Origin of the sequence: Shewanella decolorationis S12 (assembly GCF_000485795.1) — a bacterium.
Lineage (GTDB): Bacteria > Pseudomonadota > Gammaproteobacteria > Enterobacterales > Shewanellaceae > Shewanella > Shewanella decolorationis.
The window spans coordinates 1-19,309 of record NZ_AXZL01000062.1; the positions used below are offsets into that span (position 1 = coordinate 1).

Annotated in this window: 17 protein-coding genes; 12 read left to right on the top strand and 5 right to left on the bottom strand. The window is 47.7% G+C overall.

Annotated features, from left to right (window positions below; translation table 11 throughout):
* Positions 1–169 precede the first annotated feature (169 nt).
* Positions 170–1,462 (bottom strand): aminopeptidase PepB, encoded by a 1,293-nt coding sequence (gene pepB, locus SHD_RS08990; protein ID WP_023266811.1) that lies wholly within the window; start codon positions 1,460–1,462, stop codon positions 170–172.
* A gap of 231 nt (positions 1,463–1,693) precedes the next feature.
* On the opposite strand from pepB, the gene sfsA reads away from it, so the two are divergent.
* From sfsA to SHD_RS09030, 8 genes are all read left to right on the top strand, one after another.
* Positions 1,694–2,398 (top strand): DNA/RNA nuclease SfsA, encoded by a 705-nt coding sequence (gene sfsA, locus SHD_RS08995; protein WP_023266812.1) that lies wholly within the window; start codon positions 1,694–1,696, stop codon positions 2,396–2,398.
* Positions 2,399–2,560: 162 nt separating this feature from the next.
* A complete protein-coding gene (gene dksA / locus SHD_RS09000; protein WP_011718198.1) occupies positions 2,561–3,004 on the top strand; it encodes an RNA polymerase-binding protein DksA in 444 nt (147 codons plus the stop codon).
* 138 nt (positions 3,005–3,142) lie between these two features.
* Positions 3,143–4,039, top strand: a complete 897-nt coding sequence (gene gluQRS, locus SHD_RS09005; protein ID WP_039978007.1) for a tRNA glutamyl-Q(34) synthetase GluQRS — start codon at positions 3,143–3,145, stop codon at positions 4,037–4,039.
* 282 nt (positions 4,040–4,321) lie between these two features.
* Positions 4,322–5,629: a polynucleotide adenylyltransferase PcnB gene (locus SHD_RS09010; protein WP_023266814.1), complete on the top strand. Its 1,308-nt coding sequence runs from the start codon at positions 4,322–4,324 to the stop codon at positions 5,627–5,629.
* The gene (folK, locus tag SHD_RS09015) at positions 5,629–6,117 is read left to right on the top strand and encodes a 2-amino-4-hydroxy-6-hydroxymethyldihydropteridine diphosphokinase (RefSeq protein ID WP_023266815.1); all 489 of its coding nucleotides are present in this window, start codon (positions 5,629–5,631) and stop codon (positions 6,115–6,117) included. The genes SHD_RS09010 and folK overlap by 1 nt, the downstream gene beginning before the upstream one ends.
* Positions 6,118–6,173: 56 nt before the next feature.
* On the top strand, positions 6,174–6,968 hold the full coding sequence (gene panB / locus SHD_RS09020; protein ID WP_023266816.1) for a 3-methyl-2-oxobutanoate hydroxymethyltransferase: 795 nt from the start codon (positions 6,174–6,176) through the stop codon (positions 6,966–6,968).
* Positions 6,969–7,044: 76 nt separating this feature from the next.
* The gene (gene panC, locus SHD_RS09025; RefSeq protein ID WP_023266817.1) at positions 7,045–7,890 is read left to right on the top strand and encodes a pantoate--beta-alanine ligase; all 846 of its coding nucleotides are present in this window, start codon (positions 7,045–7,047) and stop codon (positions 7,888–7,890) included.
* Positions 7,891–8,184: 294 nt separating this feature from the next.
* On the top strand, positions 8,185–8,712 hold the full coding sequence (locus SHD_RS09030; protein WP_023266818.1) for a hypothetical protein: 528 nt from the start codon (positions 8,185–8,187) through the stop codon (positions 8,710–8,712).
* A gap of 100 nt (positions 8,713–8,812) precedes the next feature.
* Here the strand turns inward: SHD_RS09030 and SHD_RS09035 are convergent, their stop codons facing one another.
* Complete coding sequence (locus SHD_RS09035) at positions 8,813–11,320, bottom strand: S8 family serine peptidase (RefSeq protein WP_023266819.1); 2,508 nt, start codon at positions 11,318–11,320, stop codon at positions 8,813–8,815.
* A gap of 399 nt (positions 11,321–11,719) precedes the next feature.
* Between SHD_RS09035 and SHD_RS09040 the strand changes: the two genes are divergently transcribed.
* Positions 11,720–12,139, top strand: coding sequence for a curlin associated repeat-containing protein (locus SHD_RS09040; protein ID WP_023266820.1), 420 nt, complete (start codon positions 11,720–11,722; stop codon positions 12,137–12,139).
* Between the two features lie 14 nt (positions 12,140–12,153).
* Positions 12,154–13,662, top strand: coding sequence for a curlin-associated protein (locus SHD_RS09045; RefSeq protein ID WP_023266821.1), 1,509 nt, complete (start codon positions 12,154–12,156; stop codon positions 13,660–13,662).
* A 437-nt stretch (positions 13,663–14,099) separates the two neighbouring features.
* Here SHD_RS09045 and SHD_RS09050 read toward each other — a convergent pair whose 3' ends face one another.
* Positions 14,100–14,771 carry a helix-turn-helix transcriptional regulator gene (locus tag SHD_RS09050; protein WP_023266822.1) on the bottom strand — a complete coding sequence of 224 codons (672 nt, stop codon included), beginning with the start codon at positions 14,769–14,771 and terminating at the stop codon, positions 14,100–14,102.
* Between the two features lie 364 nt (positions 14,772–15,135).
* Entirely contained in the window at positions 15,136–15,744 is a 609-nt protein-coding gene (locus SHD_RS09055) for a DUF2238 domain-containing protein (protein WP_039977982.1), read from the bottom strand.
* A gap of 155 nt (positions 15,745–15,899) precedes the next feature.
* Here SHD_RS09055 and serA point away from each other — a divergent pair, with 155 nt between their 5' ends.
* Both serA and ygfZ read left to right on the top strand, forming a co-directional pair.
* Positions 15,900–17,129 (top strand): phosphoglycerate dehydrogenase, encoded by a 1,230-nt coding sequence (gene serA, locus SHD_RS09060; RefSeq protein ID WP_023266825.1) that lies wholly within the window; start codon positions 15,900–15,902, stop codon positions 17,127–17,129.
* A gap of 137 nt (positions 17,130–17,266) precedes the next feature.
* Positions 17,267–18,223 (top strand): tRNA-modifying protein YgfZ, encoded by a 957-nt coding sequence (ygfZ, locus tag SHD_RS09065; RefSeq protein WP_023266826.1) that lies wholly within the window; start codon positions 17,267–17,269, stop codon positions 18,221–18,223.
* Between the two features lie 48 nt (positions 18,224–18,271).
* On the opposite strand, the gene SHD_RS09070 is transcribed toward ygfZ, so the two are convergent.
* The gene (locus SHD_RS09070; protein WP_023266827.1) at positions 18,272–19,288 is read right to left on the bottom strand and encodes a response regulator; all 1,017 of its coding nucleotides are present in this window, start codon (positions 19,286–19,288) and stop codon (positions 18,272–18,274) included.
* Between the last annotated feature and the right edge of the window lie 21 nt (positions 19,289–19,309).

Genomic DNA, 19,309 nt, shown 5'->3' on the forward strand with positions numbered 1-19,309 from the left:
CATTTAACATGGGTAGGTATACAGGCAAAGCCTCAAATGATGATAACCACCTACTGAAGTAGGTGGTTTTGGGCTAAAAATAAAAAACCGCCCGTAGGCGGTTTTAATACAATAAGAAGCGTAACTCGTAAGCTTAGCCGCAAAGGCAAACTCAGTCGCGAAGGCAAACTTAGCCTTTAATCAGCTCACTGATGGTCAGCACGCCATGGGTGGTCGCGCCAGCGCCCCATAGTGCAGAAGCCGAATCTTCGAAGGCCGCCGCTAAATCCACGTGTAACCACTTGGCTTCAGGTGAAACGAAACGCCACAGGAAGCCAGCCGCATTCGAAGCACCACCTGCACCACCGCCTTTCACTGGACGGCTGTTTGCGGTGTCAGCATAGGCAGATGGACACATGTCTTTGTGCCAAGGATCCAGTGGCAATGGCCATACACGCTCAGCTACAGTCGAGGCCTTTTGCTGCGCCAGTTGTAACACTTCAGTCTGTGGCGAGAAAATCGCGTTGTAGTTAGAGCCTACCGCCATCACAGCTGCGCCAGTTAAGGTTGCCGCATCGATAATAAACGGAGCACCCGTCGCAGAAGCCGCTTGCAGACCATCGGCCAGCACTAAGCGCCCTTCGGCATCGGTGTTGACCACTTCAACTGTCACACCATTTTTGTAGGTGAGGATATCACCCAACTTATAGGCACGGCCGCTGATCAGGTTTTCAGCGCAGCAGAGGAATAACTTAACGCGTTTGTTCAGACCCGATTTAATCGCTAAACCTAAAGCGGCAGTCACAGTGGCGGCGCCGCCCATATCGCACTTCATGCCCAGCATGCCTTCAGAGGCTTTAATGCTATAACCACCTGAGTCGAAGGTAATCCCTTTACCCACTAAGGCAACTGATACTGGGGCATCGGCTGACAGCGGGTTAAAGTCCAGCTCTAACATTGCCGGTGGACGCTCACTACCACGGCCTACGGCATGGATCCCAATCCACTGCTCTTCTAATAACGCTTCACCTTCAATAATACGGTAGCTCACCTTAGCGCCACCGAGTTCGGCTAACCATTTGGCTGCTTGCTGCGCCAATTTCACTGGCGACAGATTTTCAGGGGTGTCGTTGATCAGTTGACGGGCAAATGTCGCCACTTCTAAGCGACGTTGTAATTCGGCTTGTACTGCGTCATCGCCGCACCATTGGATCTTATAGCCGGGTTTAGCGGTAGCAAAACCTTGGGCGAAGACCCATTGGCTATTCAGATCCCAAAGAGATCCCACTAAGGCAACAGTGCTAATCCCTTGATTGCGTAACTTACGCGCCGCCATTTGAATTTGGCGCAGCTCATCACCGCCACCTAAGTGAACTAATGCACCTTCGGCATTGAAGGTCACATCAGCTTTGCCCCAGTGGGCGGCGGGGGTATCTTTGGTTAACTCAACTCTCATCACTTCAGTCACTTTAAGTTCACTCATGAGGGGTCCTTATTTTAATTTGTTCTTGTGCTTATACCCATGCAAGTTGAGGTGAGAAGTCCTGCATCCTCAGGCTTTTGGGGTATACAAAGTACAACGGGGTTGGCGGCAGTTTACTGCTAGCAAGCAAGGACTGAAAGCCGTCGGCCTAAGTTACCAAGGTAAAATCTGTAAACATTTGCGAAATTTGTTAGTCTTAGGCGCCCAAATCACCTCGCTACAGGTTATAGCATGCACTTTAGTCCAGCACTGAAATCGGGAAAGCTACTTAAACGCTACAAACGTTTTCTCGCCGATGTTCAACTCGACGACGGCACTGAAATCACCCTGCATTGCCCCAATACCGGTTCAATGCGTAACTGCCTGTTCCCCGGTGAAACCGTGTGGTTTTCGACTTCTACTAATCCTAAACGTAAATATGCCCATACATGGGAGTTAATGACTACGCCAACGGGTGGCCTTATCGGCATTCATTCGGGCAATGCCAACGCCTTGGTCGAGGAAGCGCTTAATAAAGGTGTCATCACCGAACTCGCAGGCTACGACAACTTAAGCCGCGAAGTGAAGTACGGCGATGAAAACAGCCGCATCGATATCTTGCTTGAGGCTGCTCAAAAACCCGCCTGTTATATTGAAGTCAAAAGTTGTACTTTGCTCGAGGATGGCCAAGGTTATTTCCCCGATGCGGTGAGTCTTCGCGGCCAAAAACACCTGCGAGAATTAATGCATATGGCCAGCCTTGGCCATAGAGCCGTCTTGCTATTTGTGGTGCAACACACGGACATCCACAGCGTGGCTCCCGCGGCACATATCGACCCTGAATATGCTAACTTGTTGAAAAAAGCAGTTTTATCAGGAGTAGAAGTCTTAGCTTATCGCTGTGAGATTTCTGCGAGTGAGATACATCTAGCCCATTCATGTCCAGTCCGAGTATGATGTTAAGATTCAGTAAAATGCATTTTCATTCCAATTAGCGAAGGCAATCAAAAAATTCTGCCAAGGTGAAATGAAAAATTTGCCTCAATGTGAAGATTCTGATATAGATAGCGGCCGTTCTTAAGGACGCCCTACAACGCAAATGATGACAGGAGATGCGTTATGCCTGAAGGCACCAAAAAACTTGGCGTACTCGCTATCGCAGGTGTAAGTCCCTACCAGGAAAAGCCGGGTGAGGAGTATATGAACGCTAAGCAACTGGGTCACTTCAAGATCATTCTTGAAGCTTGGCGCAATCAGTTGCGTGAGGAAGTCGACCGTACTCTGAGTCACATGCAGGACGAAGCAGCAAACTTTCCTGATCCTGTAGACCGTGCAGCGCAAGAAGAAGAGTTCAGTCTCGAACTGCGTGCCCGTGACAGAGAACGTAAACTGATCAAGAAGATCGAGAAAACCCTGCAAAAAATCGAAGAAGACGATTTTGGCTTCTGTGAAACCTGCGGTATCGAAATCGGTATTCGCCGTCTCGAAGCGCGTCCAACGGCCGATCAATGTATCGACTGTAAAACGCTCGCAGAGATCAAAGAGAAGCAAATGGCGGGTTAATCGGCCATCTCGGGCGGGGATTTCCCCGCCTACTTGTTTGTGCGTCTCGCATAAACATCCTTCGTTTCACTTCGCTTTTTTGTTCGTATCCCCCTAAAATACAGCCACTTTGACTGGTTATTCCTACACATTCCTATGATGGCTACTCACTCTTCCAACACTTCCGCTTTACATCCCTATGTTGGCCGTTTTGCCCCTTCGCCCTCCGGCGCACTGCACTTTGGCTCACTGATCGCCGCCCTTGGCAGTTATCTGCGGGCACGCTCATTGGGGGGCAAGTGGTTAATTCGCGTTGAAGATATTGATCCTCCGAGGGAAGTCCCGGGCGCAGCTGATGATATTTTACGTACCTTAGAAGCCTACGGTTTCGAATGGGATGACACTGTGCTGTACCAAAGTGCCCGCACCGAGGCCTATCAAGCCAAGCTCGATGAGTTACTCGCCGAGGATAACGCCTACTTTTGCCAGTGTAGTCGTAAACAGATCCAAGCCATGGGCGGGATTTACGATGGTCGCTGCCATCAGTTAGCCACGCCGTATCAATCGGGCGCAATTCGCATTGTAAATCGACCACAAGTAGCCGAATTTAGCGATAATCTGATGGGAAAAGTCGTAGTGGACCATGCCTTTGCCGCCGAAGATTTTATTATCAAACGCAGCGATGGCCTGTACGCCTATCAACTCGCAGTAGTGCTGGATGATGCCTACCAAGGCATTACCGAAGTAGTGCGCGGTTACGATTTAATCGAAGCCAGTTGTCGCCAATTAAGCCTGTATCAAACCTTTGGCCTAAGCGCGCCGCAGTGGTTGCACTTACCCTTAGCCTGTTTGACGCCAGGATTTAAACTGTCGAAACAAAACCATGCACAGGCTATCGATAAACAGCATCCGCAGGCGAGCCTTAATGCCGCCCTCAGCTTTTTAGGCCAAGCGCCAGTGGAGCCGACAGCGGCGCCGCAAATGCTGGCCCAAGCGGTGGCGCAGTTTCAACTATCGGCCATTCCTAAGCAGCGGGAAATCTTGATAACACCTTAATCCCCTAGGGGCGAGTTGCGGCCAAAAAGCATCGTTTTAGCTGTGCTAAGTCGTGGCATAGCTCAAAAATCGCGATATACCCATCGGTGCGCAATTGGTATATCATAGCCGCCAGATTTTTAATCACATAACAGATACATTCCGAGGTGTCCCATTTTTCGCCGTATCAGCCAATTCTGCAAGCAGCTATTTGAAGACGCGCCTAAAACGACCGCTCCGACTCCAGCTCAGATTGAACCCCAAACGCCAGAACTCACTTCTGGCGGCCTAAGCTTGTCGCTCGTGCCTCGGGATGCGCATTCGATTTCCCGTAAGCAGATCAGCGAAAACGCACTTAAAGTATTATATCGATTGAATAAATCAGGTTTTCAGGCCTATTTAGTCGGTGGGGGCGTACGGGATTTACTCCTCGGACTCGAACCGAAAGACTTCGACGTGGTGACTAATGCGACGCCAGAAGAGATTAAAAAGCTGTTTCGCAATTGCCGCGTAGTCGGACGCCGCTTCCGCCTCGCCCATATTGTGTTTGGCCGCGATGTGATTGAAGTTGCCACCTTCCGTGGCCACCACGGCGACAGCAATGAAAAGATTTCTAAAGCCAATGCCGAAGGGCGTTTGCTCAGGGATAACGTGTATGGCGAAATCGATGAAGACGCAGAGCGCCGCGATTTTACCGTCAACGCCCTTTACTACGATATTAGCGACTACTCTATCCGCAGCTATGGCGGCGGTATGGAAGATCTTAAAGCCGGTACCTTAAGGCTGATTGGCGATCCCGAAACCCGTTACCGTGAAGATCCAGTGCGTATGCTCAGGGCTGTGCGTTTTGCCACTAAGCTCAGCATGACAATCGACGAAGTAACTGCTAAACCAATTAAGCAGTTAGCGCCACTGCTCAAGGACATTCCGGCCGCCCGAATGTATGAAGAAGTGCTCAAACTCTTCTTCGCTGGTAAAGCCATGGCCAACTTTGAAATGATGCAGGAATATAAGCTGTTCGCGCCGCTCTTCCCGCAAGTCGACGCCCAATTAAAAGATGCGCCAAAAGGCCCGGCGATGAAGATGGTGCAAGCCATTATGAAGAGCACGGATGCGCGCGTGAACGAAGATAAGCCTGTCACCCCGTCCTTCTTCTATGCGGCGATCCTCTGGTATCCATTGCGCCAACGCGCCGAAGATATCGCGGTCGAGAGCGGCCTGACTTTATACGATGCGTTTTTTGCCGCCATGGGTGATGTGATTGAGCAGCAATGTCAAACCATCAGCATTCCGCGCCGTTTTAGCACGCCCGCCAAAGACATTTGGCAATTGCAATTACGTTTCGATCGCAGCCAAGGCACTCGCGCCTTTAAACTGTTAGAGCACCCTAAATTCAGGGCGGCCTATGACTTGCTGTTACTACGCGGCGAAGTAGAAGGTGGCAATGTCGCCAAGAGTGCTGCCTGGTGGCAACAATTTGTTGAAGCGGATGAAACCGAGCGTATGAATATCGCCCGCAGTGGTAACAAAGCGGCGGGTAACCGTAACCGCAATTCACCACAGCGCCGTCGCCGTCGCCCGAGTGCCGCTAAAGCCAAAGCAGCCGAATAATGACTCAGGTTTTTGTCGCCCTCGGGGCTAATCTTGAAGATCCTAAAACCCAGTTGGACAATGCCGTTGCGGCCTTGTCCACCTTGGCTGAACATCAGAGTCTCAAGGTATCGCCCTATTACGGCTCAGCCCCCATGGGGAACGTAGTGCAACCCGACTATATCAATGCCGTTGCCAGCTTTGAGACCTCTCTGGCGCCCATCGCCCTGTTAGATGCACTACAAGAGATTGAAAACACTCAGGGCCGTGTTCGTAAAGAACGTTGGGGCCCCAGAACCTTAGATCTCGACTTACTCTTATATGGCGATGCCATTATCGATGAGCCCAGACTTAAAGTGCCACACTACGGCATGAAGGAGCGTAGTTTTGTGCTCGTGCCCTTGGCGGCCATAGCACCGGATCTGGTGTTACCCTGTAAAACGCCGCTACGCAGCCTTATCAGTGAAAAATTCTTGGCCGAGTTACAACTACTGGGCAATGATCATTGAAGTCAGCCCCCAGTTAGCTTATAACACCACTTCTATTTGGTTTGAAGATCACCCATATGTCTAAAGTTACTAGCTCAACCCTGTTGAAATACAAACAGGAAGGTAGAAAATTCACCGCTCTGACAGCCTATGATGCCAGCTTTGCCAGTGCGTTCGACGGCGAAGGCATCGATGTGCTACTGGTCGGCGATTCTTTGGGAATGGTTCTGCAAGGCCACGATGATACTCTGCCCGTCACGACTGCCGACATCGCCTATCACACTCGTTGTGTGCGTCGCGGTATCGAGCGTTCACTGCTGATCGCCGACATGCCATTTATGAGTTACGCCACGCCAGAACAAGCCATGGAAAACGCCACTGCATTGATGCAGGCGGGTGCCAATATGGTCAAGCTGGAAGGCGGTCACTGGTTGCTCGAAACCGTGACTAAACTGACCGAACGCGGTATTCCTGTCTGCGCCCACTTGGGCCTCACCCCGCAATCGGTACACGTTTTTGGTGGCTTTAAAGTACAAGGCCGCGATGCTGAAAATGCCCAGCGCATTCTCGATGAAGCCAAGGCCTTAGAAGCCGCTGGCGCGCAGCTATTGGTAGTTGAATGTATTCCGGCATCACTCGCCACCGCCATCACTCAAGCATTAACTATCCCAGTGATCGGCATTGGCGCTGGCGCCACGACAGATGGCCAGATCCTAGTAATGCACGACGTGCTCGGTATTTCGAGTGGTTATATCCCACGTTTTTCAAAGAACTACCTTAAGCAAACCGGTGAAATCCGCTCGGCGGTACGCGCTTATATTGAAGAAGTGGCCAATGGCAGCTTCCCAAGTGCTGATCACACATTTAACTAAGCGTGCTAGCACTCATTAAGCTAAATAGTGCTAAGCACACAGACGACTATTTCAAGTTTTAGCAAGGTAAGAGTTAATGATCACTAGCGCCCATATCGATGATATTCGCAACCAAGTGCGAGCATGGCGTGCCAAGGGCGAGACCGTCGCCTTTGTGCCTACCATGGGCAATCTCCATCAGGGACATATCACCTTAGTGAAAGAAGCAGCGAAGAAATGCGACCATGTGGTTGTGTCAATCTTTGTTAATCCTATGCAGTTTGGGCAGAACGAAGATCTTGATGCCTACCCGCGCACCCTAGAGGCCGATAGCCAAGCGCTGACGGCCGCGGGCGCCGAGCTGCTGTTTACCCCAACGCCTGCGATTATTTATCCTAAAGGCTTGGCGCAGCAAACCTATGTTGAAGTACCAGGAATTTCCGATGTACTCTGCGGTGCCAGTCGTCCCGGTCATTTCCGTGGTGTTGCGACTGTCGTCTGCAAACTGTTCAACATAGTGCAGCCCGATGTGGCGTTCTTTGGCAACAAGGATTATCAACAACTGTTAGTGATCCGCACTATGGTTGAAGACTTGTCACTGCCGATTGAAATTATCGGTGTGGATACCATTCGTGAAGCCTCGGGCTTAGCCATGAGTTCACGCAATGGCTACCTGACGGCGGAAGAAAAAGCCGCGGCGCCGGCGCTGAAAAAAGCTATCGATGCCATGGCGCAAGGGATCAAGCAAGGCGTGAGCATCGAACAAGTCACTGCAGAAGCTAAAGCTAGCCTTATCGCCGCAGGCTTTACGCCGGATTATTTAGAAGTTCGCCATGCCACCACGCTGGCCCATGCGGAAACTACGGACCAAGCACTGGTGATTTTGGCAGCCGCTTACCTAGGTAAGGCGCGCCTGATCGATAACCTGCGCTTCGACCGCTAAACATTGATTTTCGCGAGAGAGAAAGGAGCTTAGGCTCCTTTTTTGTTTGAATATTCCAGCCCGAATTTACGCCATTCCATCACGCGTCAAAAAAATTCCATCGTCAAAAAACTGGTATTTTTCTTAAAGTTACGCCATAGTAGTCGCGGATGTTAAATTTGAGTAACAAGTATTCCTGCCCCTCAATCTGATAACTGCTAGAGTTAAATAAGACTTAAGTACCAGCCTTAGTCTGACTGTGCATCAATACTGAAGTGTTATTCTTTATCGCGTATACAAAGGATTTGTCACCGAATGGCAAGACTCATAGTGACTCTGATTTGCGTAGCTCTGCCAACAACGGCGCTTGCAAATACCGTCTATAAATGTCGCAAGGACGATAAAGTCGTCTTTAGCCAAACCGCCTGCCCACAGGAATATAGCCAACATAAAATCGAATATCAGTTGGGTATCACCACGGAAATTGATTCGGATAAACGCGAAACCAAGGTCGACCCTCTGCAAGCCTTGCTAAATAGCCAAACCTTATCCAAGGAAAAACTACTGCAATTGCTGGATGGCGAACTTTATCGCTTAAAACAAGAAAATACTTACTTCGAAATACTGAGAGCCAGTGAGTTACAAAAACTCGAGCGCCAAAGGTATTGGCAAAGTAAAGAAAAGAGTGACCCCGATTATTTAAAGCAACTGACTAAGATTAATGATCATTTTGATGAACTCACCACAATCAATCGCCAACTTATACAACAATTATCGGATAGAAAAACCCAAATAAATGCCGATGTAGAACACGAAGCTCCCAAAAAGAATGACACGCATTAGTTAAGCAACAAACGTAAATGTTAACTATCGACTAAACAGATAGTTAGGGGCAGAAAGCAAAAAGGCGACCAAAAGGTCGCCTTCATTTTTGATGACTAAATTAGAATTGTGCTACTACTGGCGCAGAACATAAGGTTCCAGTAGTTTCACATACTTGATAAGTCACACTTGATGCAGATGTAGTGAAGCGATCACGATAGTTGCCATCGTTCTCAGTTGTCACCACTAACTGACCGTCACGGTATAGAGCAACACTTTCGCCTAATGCACTATCCCATTCAATATCCACCATAGCGCTACCACGGCGTGATACTAATGCGCGAGTGACGGATGCGTTGATACTATGCTCATACACTTGAACTTCCATGGTCACAGTATTGCTGTGTTCCATTGAGTCAGTCACAGTGAGGGCCACAGTGTAAGTACCTGCCGCAGCAAATACATGGCTTGGGTTCATTTCAGTTGAAGTTAAACCATCACCAAAATCCCAGCTGTAGCTCACGATATCATCGTTCGCATCGGTACTGGTGTTAGTAAAGGCGACGCTTAAACCTTCAACCGCATACTCGAAGCCCGCTACTGGAGCCGCTGGAGATGCTTCGCCTAAGCCGCTGATCACTAAGCCCCAGTTATTAAGAGTACCAGTGTCTGCCCCAGCATTATCATCTACTGATAATGACCAAGTACCCCGTGCGTTTTCACCATCAAACGCACTTAGGTCCCAACTCTTAACAATGTTGTCAGCACTGCCGCCATCACGGTTATGCAGAACAACTTCAGTACCTGCTGGTGAAGTTAATACAACGCGTAAGTCTCCAATCCAAGTGTGGCTGATATTGACATCGGCAGTCACGCCAAAAATCTGCACATCATCAGCAACTTCAATCGTGCTCACAATACCATTAGCATTGTTATCAGGGATCGCAACAGCATTCTCATTGCCATAGGTAAAGTCATTTAATCCTTGAGGGAACACATTCAGTGAAACGACTTTAGACTTTTCAATAGTGCCATCAGTACCTGTTACTGTAATGCTGTAATCACCCCAAGTAGTTTGCGCCGTTGTCGCAACATCTAAGGTAAATGAACCACCAGCAGAAACAGTTGAGGCTGATAAGGACACACCTTCTAGTGCTGGAGAAACAGAGACAGAAAGCGCCACATCGCCTTCCCATCCAGCAACACTACCAACACTAAAGTTATAGCTTGCATTGCTACCCGCTTCGACAGATTGTGACACTGGCGATACGGTAAACTTGTAGCTAGGAGATGGGTTAGCCTGCTCTAGTGCGTTAGCCACATTGAGGCGAGTACCGGCAACGGTTTTACCCGTTAAATCTGCATTAGCATCACCTGATGCCATCAGCAGTTCTTTCATTGCCACAGGTGATAGGTCTGGATTTAACGACCACACCAGAGCCGCGGCGCCCGTGACATGTGGAGTTGCCATAGAGGTACCAGAATAAGTCGCGTAACCACCACCAGGAACGGTAGAGAGAATCGCGGAGCCTGGTGCTCCCATATCGACACTAGTTAAACCCCATTGTGAGAAATCTGACATACGGTCATTACGATCCGTACTTGCAATCGAGAGGACAACGTCAGAATCGTAACTTGAAGGATAGTGTGGGCTCGCATCATTATCGACCGCGTCATTACCCGCTGCTGCAACGAATAAAATGCCTGCTTCACCACCCGCTTCAATCGCATCTTTTAAGGCTTGGCTAAAGCTGCCGCCGCCCCAAGAGTTGTTGGTAACTTTGATATCCACACCATGGTTAACCTTCAGATCCGTAAAGTAATCTAAACATGCAATAGCGCCAGCTGTAGAACCATAGCCATCGGCATCAAGGAACTGACACGCGGCAATTTTAACGTCCCAGTTCACCCCAACGACACCCACACCATTGTTGCCTTTAGCACCAATAGTGCCAGATACGTGAGTACCGTGACCATTACCATCCATTGGGTTACCGTTATCGTTTACCGCACTGTAACCGTGAATATCATCGATCACGCCGTTGCCATCATCATCAATACCATTGCCTGGAATTTCGCCAGCGTTAACCCACATGTTGGCTTGCAGATCGGGGTGATTGTAATCTACCCCAGTATCGATAACCCCAATCACCACATCTGAGCTACCCGTAGTGATTTCCCAAGCTTCAGGCGCATCGATATCCGCATCGGCGGTACCACCATTTTGGCCAGTGTTGTTCATTCCCCACAGGCTAGCAAAGCTTGGGTCATCGGGTGTGCCTATCGCCTTAAGAATGTAGTTGGGTTCTGCATATTTTACCGCTGGATGACGACTAATCACCTTAATCGCATCTTCAATATTAGCGCCTTTACGCAGGGCTAAACGGGCTAGTTTACCATTGAGTAAATGCTGGAATTTATCGTCTACGCCATCAGCATTTGCATCGGTTAAGGTGCCGCGAATTAAACGCTGTGCCGCTGCACGTTCGGCCTTAGTCACATTATCTTTGTACACCACAAGGATGGCGTCTTTTTCATAGACTGGTGCATCTTTTGCCATTGCAGGTACCGCTGACAACGTCATCGCCCCTGCAATTGCTAACGCCAATGGTGAGAGTTTTATTGACATACTTAAGCTTCCTATAGTCCTTTACGTTGAAATTCTGGAACGGCAATTACGCAGCCACCATTCAAAGTGAAATGGATAAAAACGACGAATTTCCAGCATGTTTGCCTGCAAATTGTTGCCATAATGTTTCAATTTAAAAAAGACGCTGCACGCTAAATACAACTTAACTACTAGACCAACTCGGTGAGGCAAATACCGCTCAAATGCGGGGTTTTATCGACAAAAAACAAGATATTCATGGGATTAACAAAAGTTAATCTGGTTAACATTTAAATTACACCTCAAAAATAAATACCCTTTTGGCCAATTGTCTCTAAGCACTATGGCTCGTACCTTGATGCCTGAGTTGGAAGGAGTCTGTGCTCTGACCAAAACACCAATACATGCAAGGAGTCACTTGTGCCAAATCCATTAACACGCTTTTTGGTACTGCTGCTCTTGTTATGTAGTTGCCTGACATCATCCCATGCGGCAGATGTCAGTGAATTGCCCGTCACACTGCAGGCGCTAATTGAGCGTTCAGGCCGCGATAATCTTATCGACCTAGTGCAGCAAGGCACGGCAAACCAAGGGATAGTGTTTCAATCAGGGAGCGATAACAGCGCCTATGTGACGCAAGCGGGTAACGATAACGTATCCCTTGTGACACAGATTGGAACCAATAATGAAGTCCAACTACTACAAGTCGGCACTCAAAATATGGCTTCGATTACCCAGATTGGTAATAACAACCTGGTGCAATTGAACCAGCTAGGAAGCGGCAATTTTTCGATTCAACAGATTGCGGACGGTGCTGCAATCTCAATAACTCAATATTAAACAGGGAGAGTCACATGAAATCACAAGCAAAAATGTCATTGATTGCATTAGCCATTACAGCGGGATTAAGTGGTCATGCGCTAGCGGCAAGCACTGTCAACGAAATCAGCGTTGAGCAAACAGGCCAAGGTCAAGACACCTTAGTCGCTCAAACTGGTGTCATTAACGCAGCAGCAGTGACCCAAACGGGTAACGACCAAGTTGCCACCGTACTACAAGACGGTGTGTGGCATGAAGCACAAGTCAACTCAACTGGCGATGCTAACAAAGTGACAGTGAGCCAACAAACAGATTGGCACGTAGCCTCTGTTGATGTGGAAGGCAATAATAACGAAGTTGAAGTGACTCAAGACGGCTTCTTCAACCAAAGCAGCAACGATGTCGTAGGCAACGACAACCTCGTTTCAGTTAGCCAATTAGGTGAGCTGAACGAAAGCTATGTAGAAATCACTGGCACAGAAAACAGTGCATTTGTTGAGCAAGAAGGCGATGAAAACCTTGCAGTATTCCGTGTTCAAGGCGACAACAACGACGGTGACATCAAACAATACGGTAACAGCAACCAAGCGGGTCTTATTGCACTCGATCTGACAGCCAACGTAGGTAACAACAACGACGTATCAGTTGAACAAATTGGTAACAATAACTTTGGTGCAGCCAAAGGCATCGCTGGTAACGACAACACTGTTGATATCTACCAAAAAGGTGACAACCACACAGGTTTCGTTTACGCCTTAGCAGGTAGTGAAAACGATATCACAATGAAACAAGAAGGCAGCAATAACATTGCTTACCTCTCTATGACTACGGGTGATGATAACACTATCGACATCGCTCAAGATGGTGATAGCAACACAGTTGGTGATTCTTTAGTTGCTGATATTCAAGGTGATGATAATGATATCGCCATCAAGCAAAAAGGCGATAGCAACGGTGCTGAACTCCAAGTATGGGGTGACAGCAACGACGTTGACTTAAAACAACGTGGTGATGCTAACTTTGCAACCTTTGGCGCTTACGGCACTGACAACGATTTCGATTTATCTTCTAAAGGCGATAATAATGAACTCGTAGCATTTGCAACCGGTGAAGACAACAGCATCGAAATCAGCCAAGAAGGTGATATGAACTTTGCTTATGTTGATGCAGAGGGTAACGACAACGAAGTGGATGTTGAGCAAGATGGCAACCAAAACGAAACCATCATTTCTGTTGCTGGTAATAACAATGCCGATGTGACTGCTCTGCAACACCGTGGCGATTTGAACCTTATCGATTTAATCATCGAAGGTGATGAAAACTCAGCAGAAATCACTCAAGCGGGTAACGGCAACTGGGTCGGTGGTGATAGCGGTAGTTCATTTGCTGCCAACTCATTCGCAGTCAGTGGTGACAATAACAGCCTAATGATTACTCAAACAGGTAATGACAACTTAGTATTAGGCTCACAAGCAGGTAACAACAACAGCATCAGCGTGACTCAAAGCGGTGATATGAACGTTGCGACTGTAGTGCAATACTAATCTTTAAACATGGGTCGCCTTCGAGTTGAAGGCGGCTAAATAAAAACGGGAACATTGATAATGTTCCCGTTTTTATTTGCCTATCACACTCAAAAGTACATTGCTATTTGTCATATCGTTTTGGAACCACACTCCCACTCACTTTCAAACAGTATGCCAATCGACAAAGACTTATATCAATCGTATTAAATATCTGTTCATTCAGCGGGAGTTAGACGGGCTTTAGACAAGGCGAAGGCTTGAAGGCAGAGTGGCGCTCTGTCGAAAGCCTTAAACGCAGTATAAAGCCCGTTCAACCCCGCCCTTCGGGAGCCTCACAGGTATCTCACTCCCGTGTTACATTGACTTAAAAGGGAATAACCATTTCTTCGTCAATGCGCCTTGGATTGAGATGCCTGTGAGGCTCTGAACTGATTAGATATTTAGTGTGATTGGTATTAGCTACAAAACTCAAAATGGGTTTGATAGGTTTGGGCCCATCTTAATAGCTCGACACGATTGCGTGACTGGGTCTTACGGAAAATCGATGAAATATGCGCCTTTACCGTGTGCTCACTGATACAAAGGCGATGGGCAATTTCTTTATTTCTCGCGCCGCTAGAAACAAACTGAATGATGGTTCTTTCCCTTGAGGTAAGCGCTTGCAGCATGGCCACGGTATCGGCAGGCATATCATTTTGTCCATCCAGCTTTTGTACCACACGGCGAAACATCTTACTGAGCAAGGTTCTATCGTACCAAAGCTCATCGGCAACCATTTTACGCAATCCAGTCAACATCAAATCCATACGCTGGTCAGTAAACAGTAGTCCACGTATACCAAGCAGCATAGCTGACTCTTGATCTAAAGAATTGCGCTCAACTTGATACAAAGCCACAGGAATATGGGGAACAAGACGAGATGCCAGCAAAGGGATCCCTTTATTGTCTAAGGCCGCACCTTTCTGGGCGATTAAACAAAAGCTGCGATGCCCTTTGTCTAAATCTAACTCTAACTCAGAGGCATGTTTAACGATCCGTGTTTTCAATCCGATAGATTCAGCAAGTATCGCTAAATGGCAAGGCGCCGCCACTTGATGTAAAAATACTAACTCATTGATAGTACTCAATTTACTCTTCTCCCTGAAAAGTATTTCATTATCTTTTTATCAGGCTTAATGAAATATGCCCAACTCTCAGCATACATCTCATTAACATAGCCCATTTTGACTAGTTACCGTATGAATGCCATCACCCAAATGTACTAATAACCTCTATTTATATGTAGTAAATTCGACTAACTCCCTAAATAGCATTTCATTGCTAGCAATTAATACTAAATGAGATAGAGATCACATTCGTCTTTATACCTTAGTCTATGAAAACATCAATCGAAAGTTTAAACAAAAAATTAACACCGAAAGATGACATTTTTTGGAAAAAAATCCCCTTTGAATGTCATTCAAAGGGGATCGGATACGCTCAAGACTCAGATTAGGCTTGAGTCAGGAGTTTAGTGATTTGCTTATCCTGTACGCGGGATAAACTGAGTAGCGCGACAATGGCCCCTATCAAAGCTAAAAACATATCCGATTGGGTATCCCACACATAGCCTTGAGTACCTAAGAATGCCTCAGCGCCTTCTCCCGTCGCGGCCGCCACCCACCATTCAATCAGTTCATAGAAGGCGCTAAAAGCCAACACAAAACAGGTGACTAAAAAGGCACACCAAGCACCGGGTTTAACGGCTTGATTACGTAGCATAATCTCACGGGCTAACATAGCTGGGATAAAACCTTGCGCAAAGTGCCCAACCTTGTCGTAGTTGTTACGTTCACTGCCCATCCATTGGGCAATGGTGTCGAACAGTGGCACTTCGGCATAGGTATAGTGCGCACCAACAAACAACACACAGCAATGCACCAACACCAAAAAATAGACTAAAGGTGTCAGTGGAAAACGCTTTCGGGTAAACACTAAAAGCGGTACCGCAACTAATGCGGGCAAGGCTTCAAGCCACCAAGTAAATGGATCTGCGGGTTTTATCGCCGACCACACTAAAACTGAGAGGTAAATACCGCACCAAATGATTTTGTTATTCAATGTTCCTTCCTCTTATGCGATATTGTTCTAAATCTAGAATATTAACTTTAGCCATCTAGCCCTCCACACTGAGCAAAAAAAGTGCTACTTTGGAAGGCCAAGGTTGTCAGCATATCACACAGAACTATTTCAATTAATTAGAGGGTACCCATATCATGGCGAAACATTCGCTGGACAAGGATAAGATCAAGATCCTGTTGTTGGAAGGCGTCCACCAATCTGCGGTCGATGTATTTGAACGTGCTGGATATACCAATATCGAGTATCACAAAGCTTCCTTAGGTGATGAAGCCTTGCACGAATCCATCAAAGATGCTCATTTTGTTGGTATTCGTTCCCGTACCCAATTAACTGCCGATGTACTTAAACGCGCCGAAAAACTGATTGCGATTGGTTGTTTCTGTATCGGTACTAACCAAGTGGATTTAGCGACCGCCGAATTACTCGGTATCCCCGTTTTTAACGCACCATTCTCTAATACTCGCAGCGTGGCTGAACTGGTATTAGGCGAAATCATCATGCTGATGCGCGGCATTCCTGAACGTAATGCTATCGCTCACCGTGGTGGCTGGATGAAGACGGCCGCAGGAAGTTACGAAGTCCGTGGCAAAACCTTAGGTGTGATAGGTTATGGCCATATCGGTACACAGCTTGGGATCTTGGCAGAAACCTTAGGCATGCGTGTGGTGTTTTTCGATATCGAAGACAAATTGCCATTGGGTAATGCCCAGCAAATCCATTCAATGGAACAATTACTGGCACAGTCCGATGTAGTCAGCTTACATGTTCCTGAAACGCCGCAAACGAAAGACATGATTGGTACCGCCGAATTTGCGGCAATGCGTAAAGGCAGCATCTTTATCAACGCCTCACGCGGTACTGTGGTTGATATTGACGCCCTGACTGTCGCCCTTAAAGAACGTCACCTTGCGGGTGCGGCCATCGACGTATTCCCCGTCGAGCCACAATCGAATGATGATGAATTTATCAGCCCATTACGTGGCTTAGATAATGTGTTACTGACGCCACACGTTGGCGGCAGTACAGCTGAAGCGCAGGAAAATATCGGTATCGAAGTAGCAGGTAAGTTAGCTAAATACTCAGACAACGGTTCTACCGTATCTGCGGTTAACTTCCCTGAAGTGTCGCTGCCAATGCACAAAGGCACCTCTCGCCTATTGCATATCCACCAAAACCGTCCTGGCGTGCTGATCAAAATCAACAAAGCCTTCTCTGAAAAAGGCATCAACATTGCCGCTCAGTACCTGCAAACCACTGCAGAAATCGGTTATGTGGTGATGGAAGTCGATACTCACCAAGCCGAAGAGGCACTGGTTGAACTTAAGGCCATTGAAGGCACACTGCGCACCCGCGTATTGTTCTAATGCTTTAAGCACTCAGCTTGAGTGAATTTATAAGGCGCACATTTCATTCAAGATATGTGCGCCTTATGCTTTTGAGCGCCGCTTAATTCCGCTACAATCTAGCCTCTTGCATCGTCTTCATTTTCAGGATCTCCGCTATGACTATTGCAGTTTCGACACCCACTTGGGATCTGGACGCCTCCATGCCTCCACTTATGCTAGCCAACCTATCCCACCTCGGCCTTATCAAAGTAGTCGGTGAACAGGGGCGCAGTTTTATCCATGGCCAAGTAACTACGGACATTAGCTCACTCGCAGCCAACCAATGGCGCTGGGGCGCACATTGCGATCCTAAGGGTAAGATGATCGCCAGCTTCCGCACCTTTGCTATCCAAGAGGCGCTGTTAATGCTGCTGCCAAGGGAGACTATCGATGTCGATCTGCCACAACTGCAAAAATATGCGGTGTTTAGCAAGGCAACTCTGACCAATGCCTCTGATGAGTGGACATTACTCGGTGTTGCAGGCGAACAAGCTGTGCAATTTGTGACCCAACACTTTGGTGAGCTGACTGAAGAACTGACGCTGGTTGAACATGGCGCCATCCTAAAGGATGCGGATCGTTTTATTCTGGTGCTGCAGCCGGACGCGGCAACAACCTTAGTGGGCGAGCAAACAGTGTTTGATGCCAGCGCTTGGCAAGCATTAGAAATTGCAGCTGGTTACCCCAACCTAGCACCAAGCCATGCTAATCAGTACGTACCGCAGATGTGTAACCTACAGGCTATTAACGGCATTAGCTTTAACAAAGGCTGCTACATGGGCCAAGAAACTGTGGCGCGGATGAAATACCGTGGCGGTAACAAGCGCGCGCTTTACATTCTTCACGGCAGCACTTCATTAAATATCAATTTAGAAACTAGTATCGAGATAGAATTGGAAGACGGTTATCGCAAGGGTGGACAAATCATTGAATTTGTTCAACGCGGTAATCAAGTTTTACTCACCGCTGTTCTCGCTAACGATACCGAGAACGATGCCAAGCTGCGCTTTGCCGACGATGAGCAATCCAGTTTACGCATTCAAGCATTACCTTACTCACTCGAAGAAGCCTAGCTGCTAAGCGAGTCGTATTGAAAAAGGCGCCAATGGCGCCTTTTGCTTTTAATGCTCGATATAAGTGTCTCGAATCGCCACCACTTCGGGCAAAATTTGCTTAAATTCGGCCACCAGCTTAGGGTCAAAGTGTTGCCCTGCTTGGCTTTCGAGTAACTCGAGCGTGGCCTCTATTGTCCAAGGCTCCTTGTAAGGACGGCGCGAAGTCAAGGCATCGAAAACATCCGCTATCGCCACAATCCGACCTTCGATCGGAATATTTTCCCCCCACAAACCATTAGGATAACCCGAACCATCCCATTTCTCATGGTGGGTTAAGGCAATGCGCCGCGCCATTTGCAGCAGAGGATCGCCATGTTCGCCAATGATCTCGGCACCAATAGCGGCATGTTGCTGCATGATTTTCCACTCTTCTGCATCGAGCTTACCCGGCTTTTTCAGTACCGCATCGGGCGTGCCGATTTTACCAATGTCATGCATAGGCGCCGCATTATACAACAACTCACAGAAGGTACTCGGTAAGCCTAATTTGATTGCGAGTAGCCGCGCATAGTGGCTCATACGCACAACGTGCAGACCCGTTTCGTTGTCTTTGTATTCGGCGGCGCGGCCTAAACGGCGGATAATTTCAAAACGCGTTTCTTCTAACTCTTGAGTGCGCTCTTTGACTTGTTGCTCTAACAGGCGTTTTTGATCGTATAGCGCCAGATGGGTTTTTACTCGCGCCTTCACCACAGGTGCACTGACTGGTTTAGTAATGTAGTCAACCGCACCCAAAGCAAAACCTTGAGCTTCATCGGCAACCTCCGATAATGCGGTTACAAAAATCACCGGAATATGGCAGGTTAAAGGTTCCTGTTTAAGCTGCTTACAGACTTCATAACCATTCATACCGGGCATCATGACATCAAGCAAAATCAGATCCGGCAATGTTTTAGCGACAAGCGATAAAGCTCTCGGTCCATCAATCGCGACTTTAACCTTATAGTCATCACCAAGAATGCCCACCAAAATATCGATATTTTCTGGAGTATCATCGACGACTAAAATTGTTGCCTTTTCCATTAATGCTTTCACCTTTTCCTG

What these genes read in the sequence shown, in the direction of transcription:
- gluQRS (WP_039978007.1), top strand. Translation starts at nt 3,143, where the DNA reads ATGGCTACTCACTCTTCCAACACTTCCGCTTTACATCCCTATGTTGGC.
- serA (WP_023266825.1), top strand. Translation starts at nt 15,900, where the DNA reads ATGGCGAAACATTCGCTGGACAAGGATAAGATCAAGATCCTGTTGTTG.
- SHD_RS09070 (WP_023266827.1), bottom strand. Translation starts at nt 19,288, where the DNA reads ATGGAAAAGGCAACAATTTTAGTCGTCGATGATACTCCAGAAAATATC.
- panC (WP_023266817.1), top strand. Translation starts at nt 7,045, where the DNA reads ATGATCACTAGCGCCCATATCGATGATATTCGCAACCAAGTGCGAGCA.
- dksA (WP_011718198.1), top strand. Translation starts at nt 2,561, where the DNA reads ATGCCTGAAGGCACCAAAAAACTTGGCGTACTCGCTATCGCAGGTGTA.
- sfsA (WP_023266812.1), top strand. Translation starts at nt 1,694, where the DNA reads ATGCACTTTAGTCCAGCACTGAAATCGGGAAAGCTACTTAAACGCTAC.
- ygfZ (WP_023266826.1), top strand. Translation starts at nt 17,267, where the DNA reads ATGACTATTGCAGTTTCGACACCCACTTGGGATCTGGACGCCTCCATG.
- SHD_RS09035 (WP_023266819.1), bottom strand. Translation starts at nt 11,320, where the DNA reads ATGTCAATAAAACTCTCACCATTGGCGTTAGCAATTGCAGGGGCGATG.
- folK (WP_023266815.1), top strand. Translation starts at nt 5,629, where the DNA reads ATGACTCAGGTTTTTGTCGCCCTCGGGGCTAATCTTGAAGATCCTAAA.
- panB (WP_023266816.1), top strand. Translation starts at nt 6,174, where the DNA reads ATGTCTAAAGTTACTAGCTCAACCCTGTTGAAATACAAACAGGAAGGT.
- SHD_RS09030 (WP_023266818.1), top strand. Translation starts at nt 8,185, where the DNA reads ATGGCAAGACTCATAGTGACTCTGATTTGCGTAGCTCTGCCAACAACG.
- SHD_RS09045 (WP_023266821.1), top strand. Translation starts at nt 12,154, where the DNA reads ATGAAATCACAAGCAAAAATGTCATTGATTGCATTAGCCATTACAGCG.
- pepB (WP_023266811.1), bottom strand. Translation starts at nt 1,462, where the DNA reads ATGAGTGAACTTAAAGTGACTGAAGTGATGAGAGTTGAGTTAACCAAA.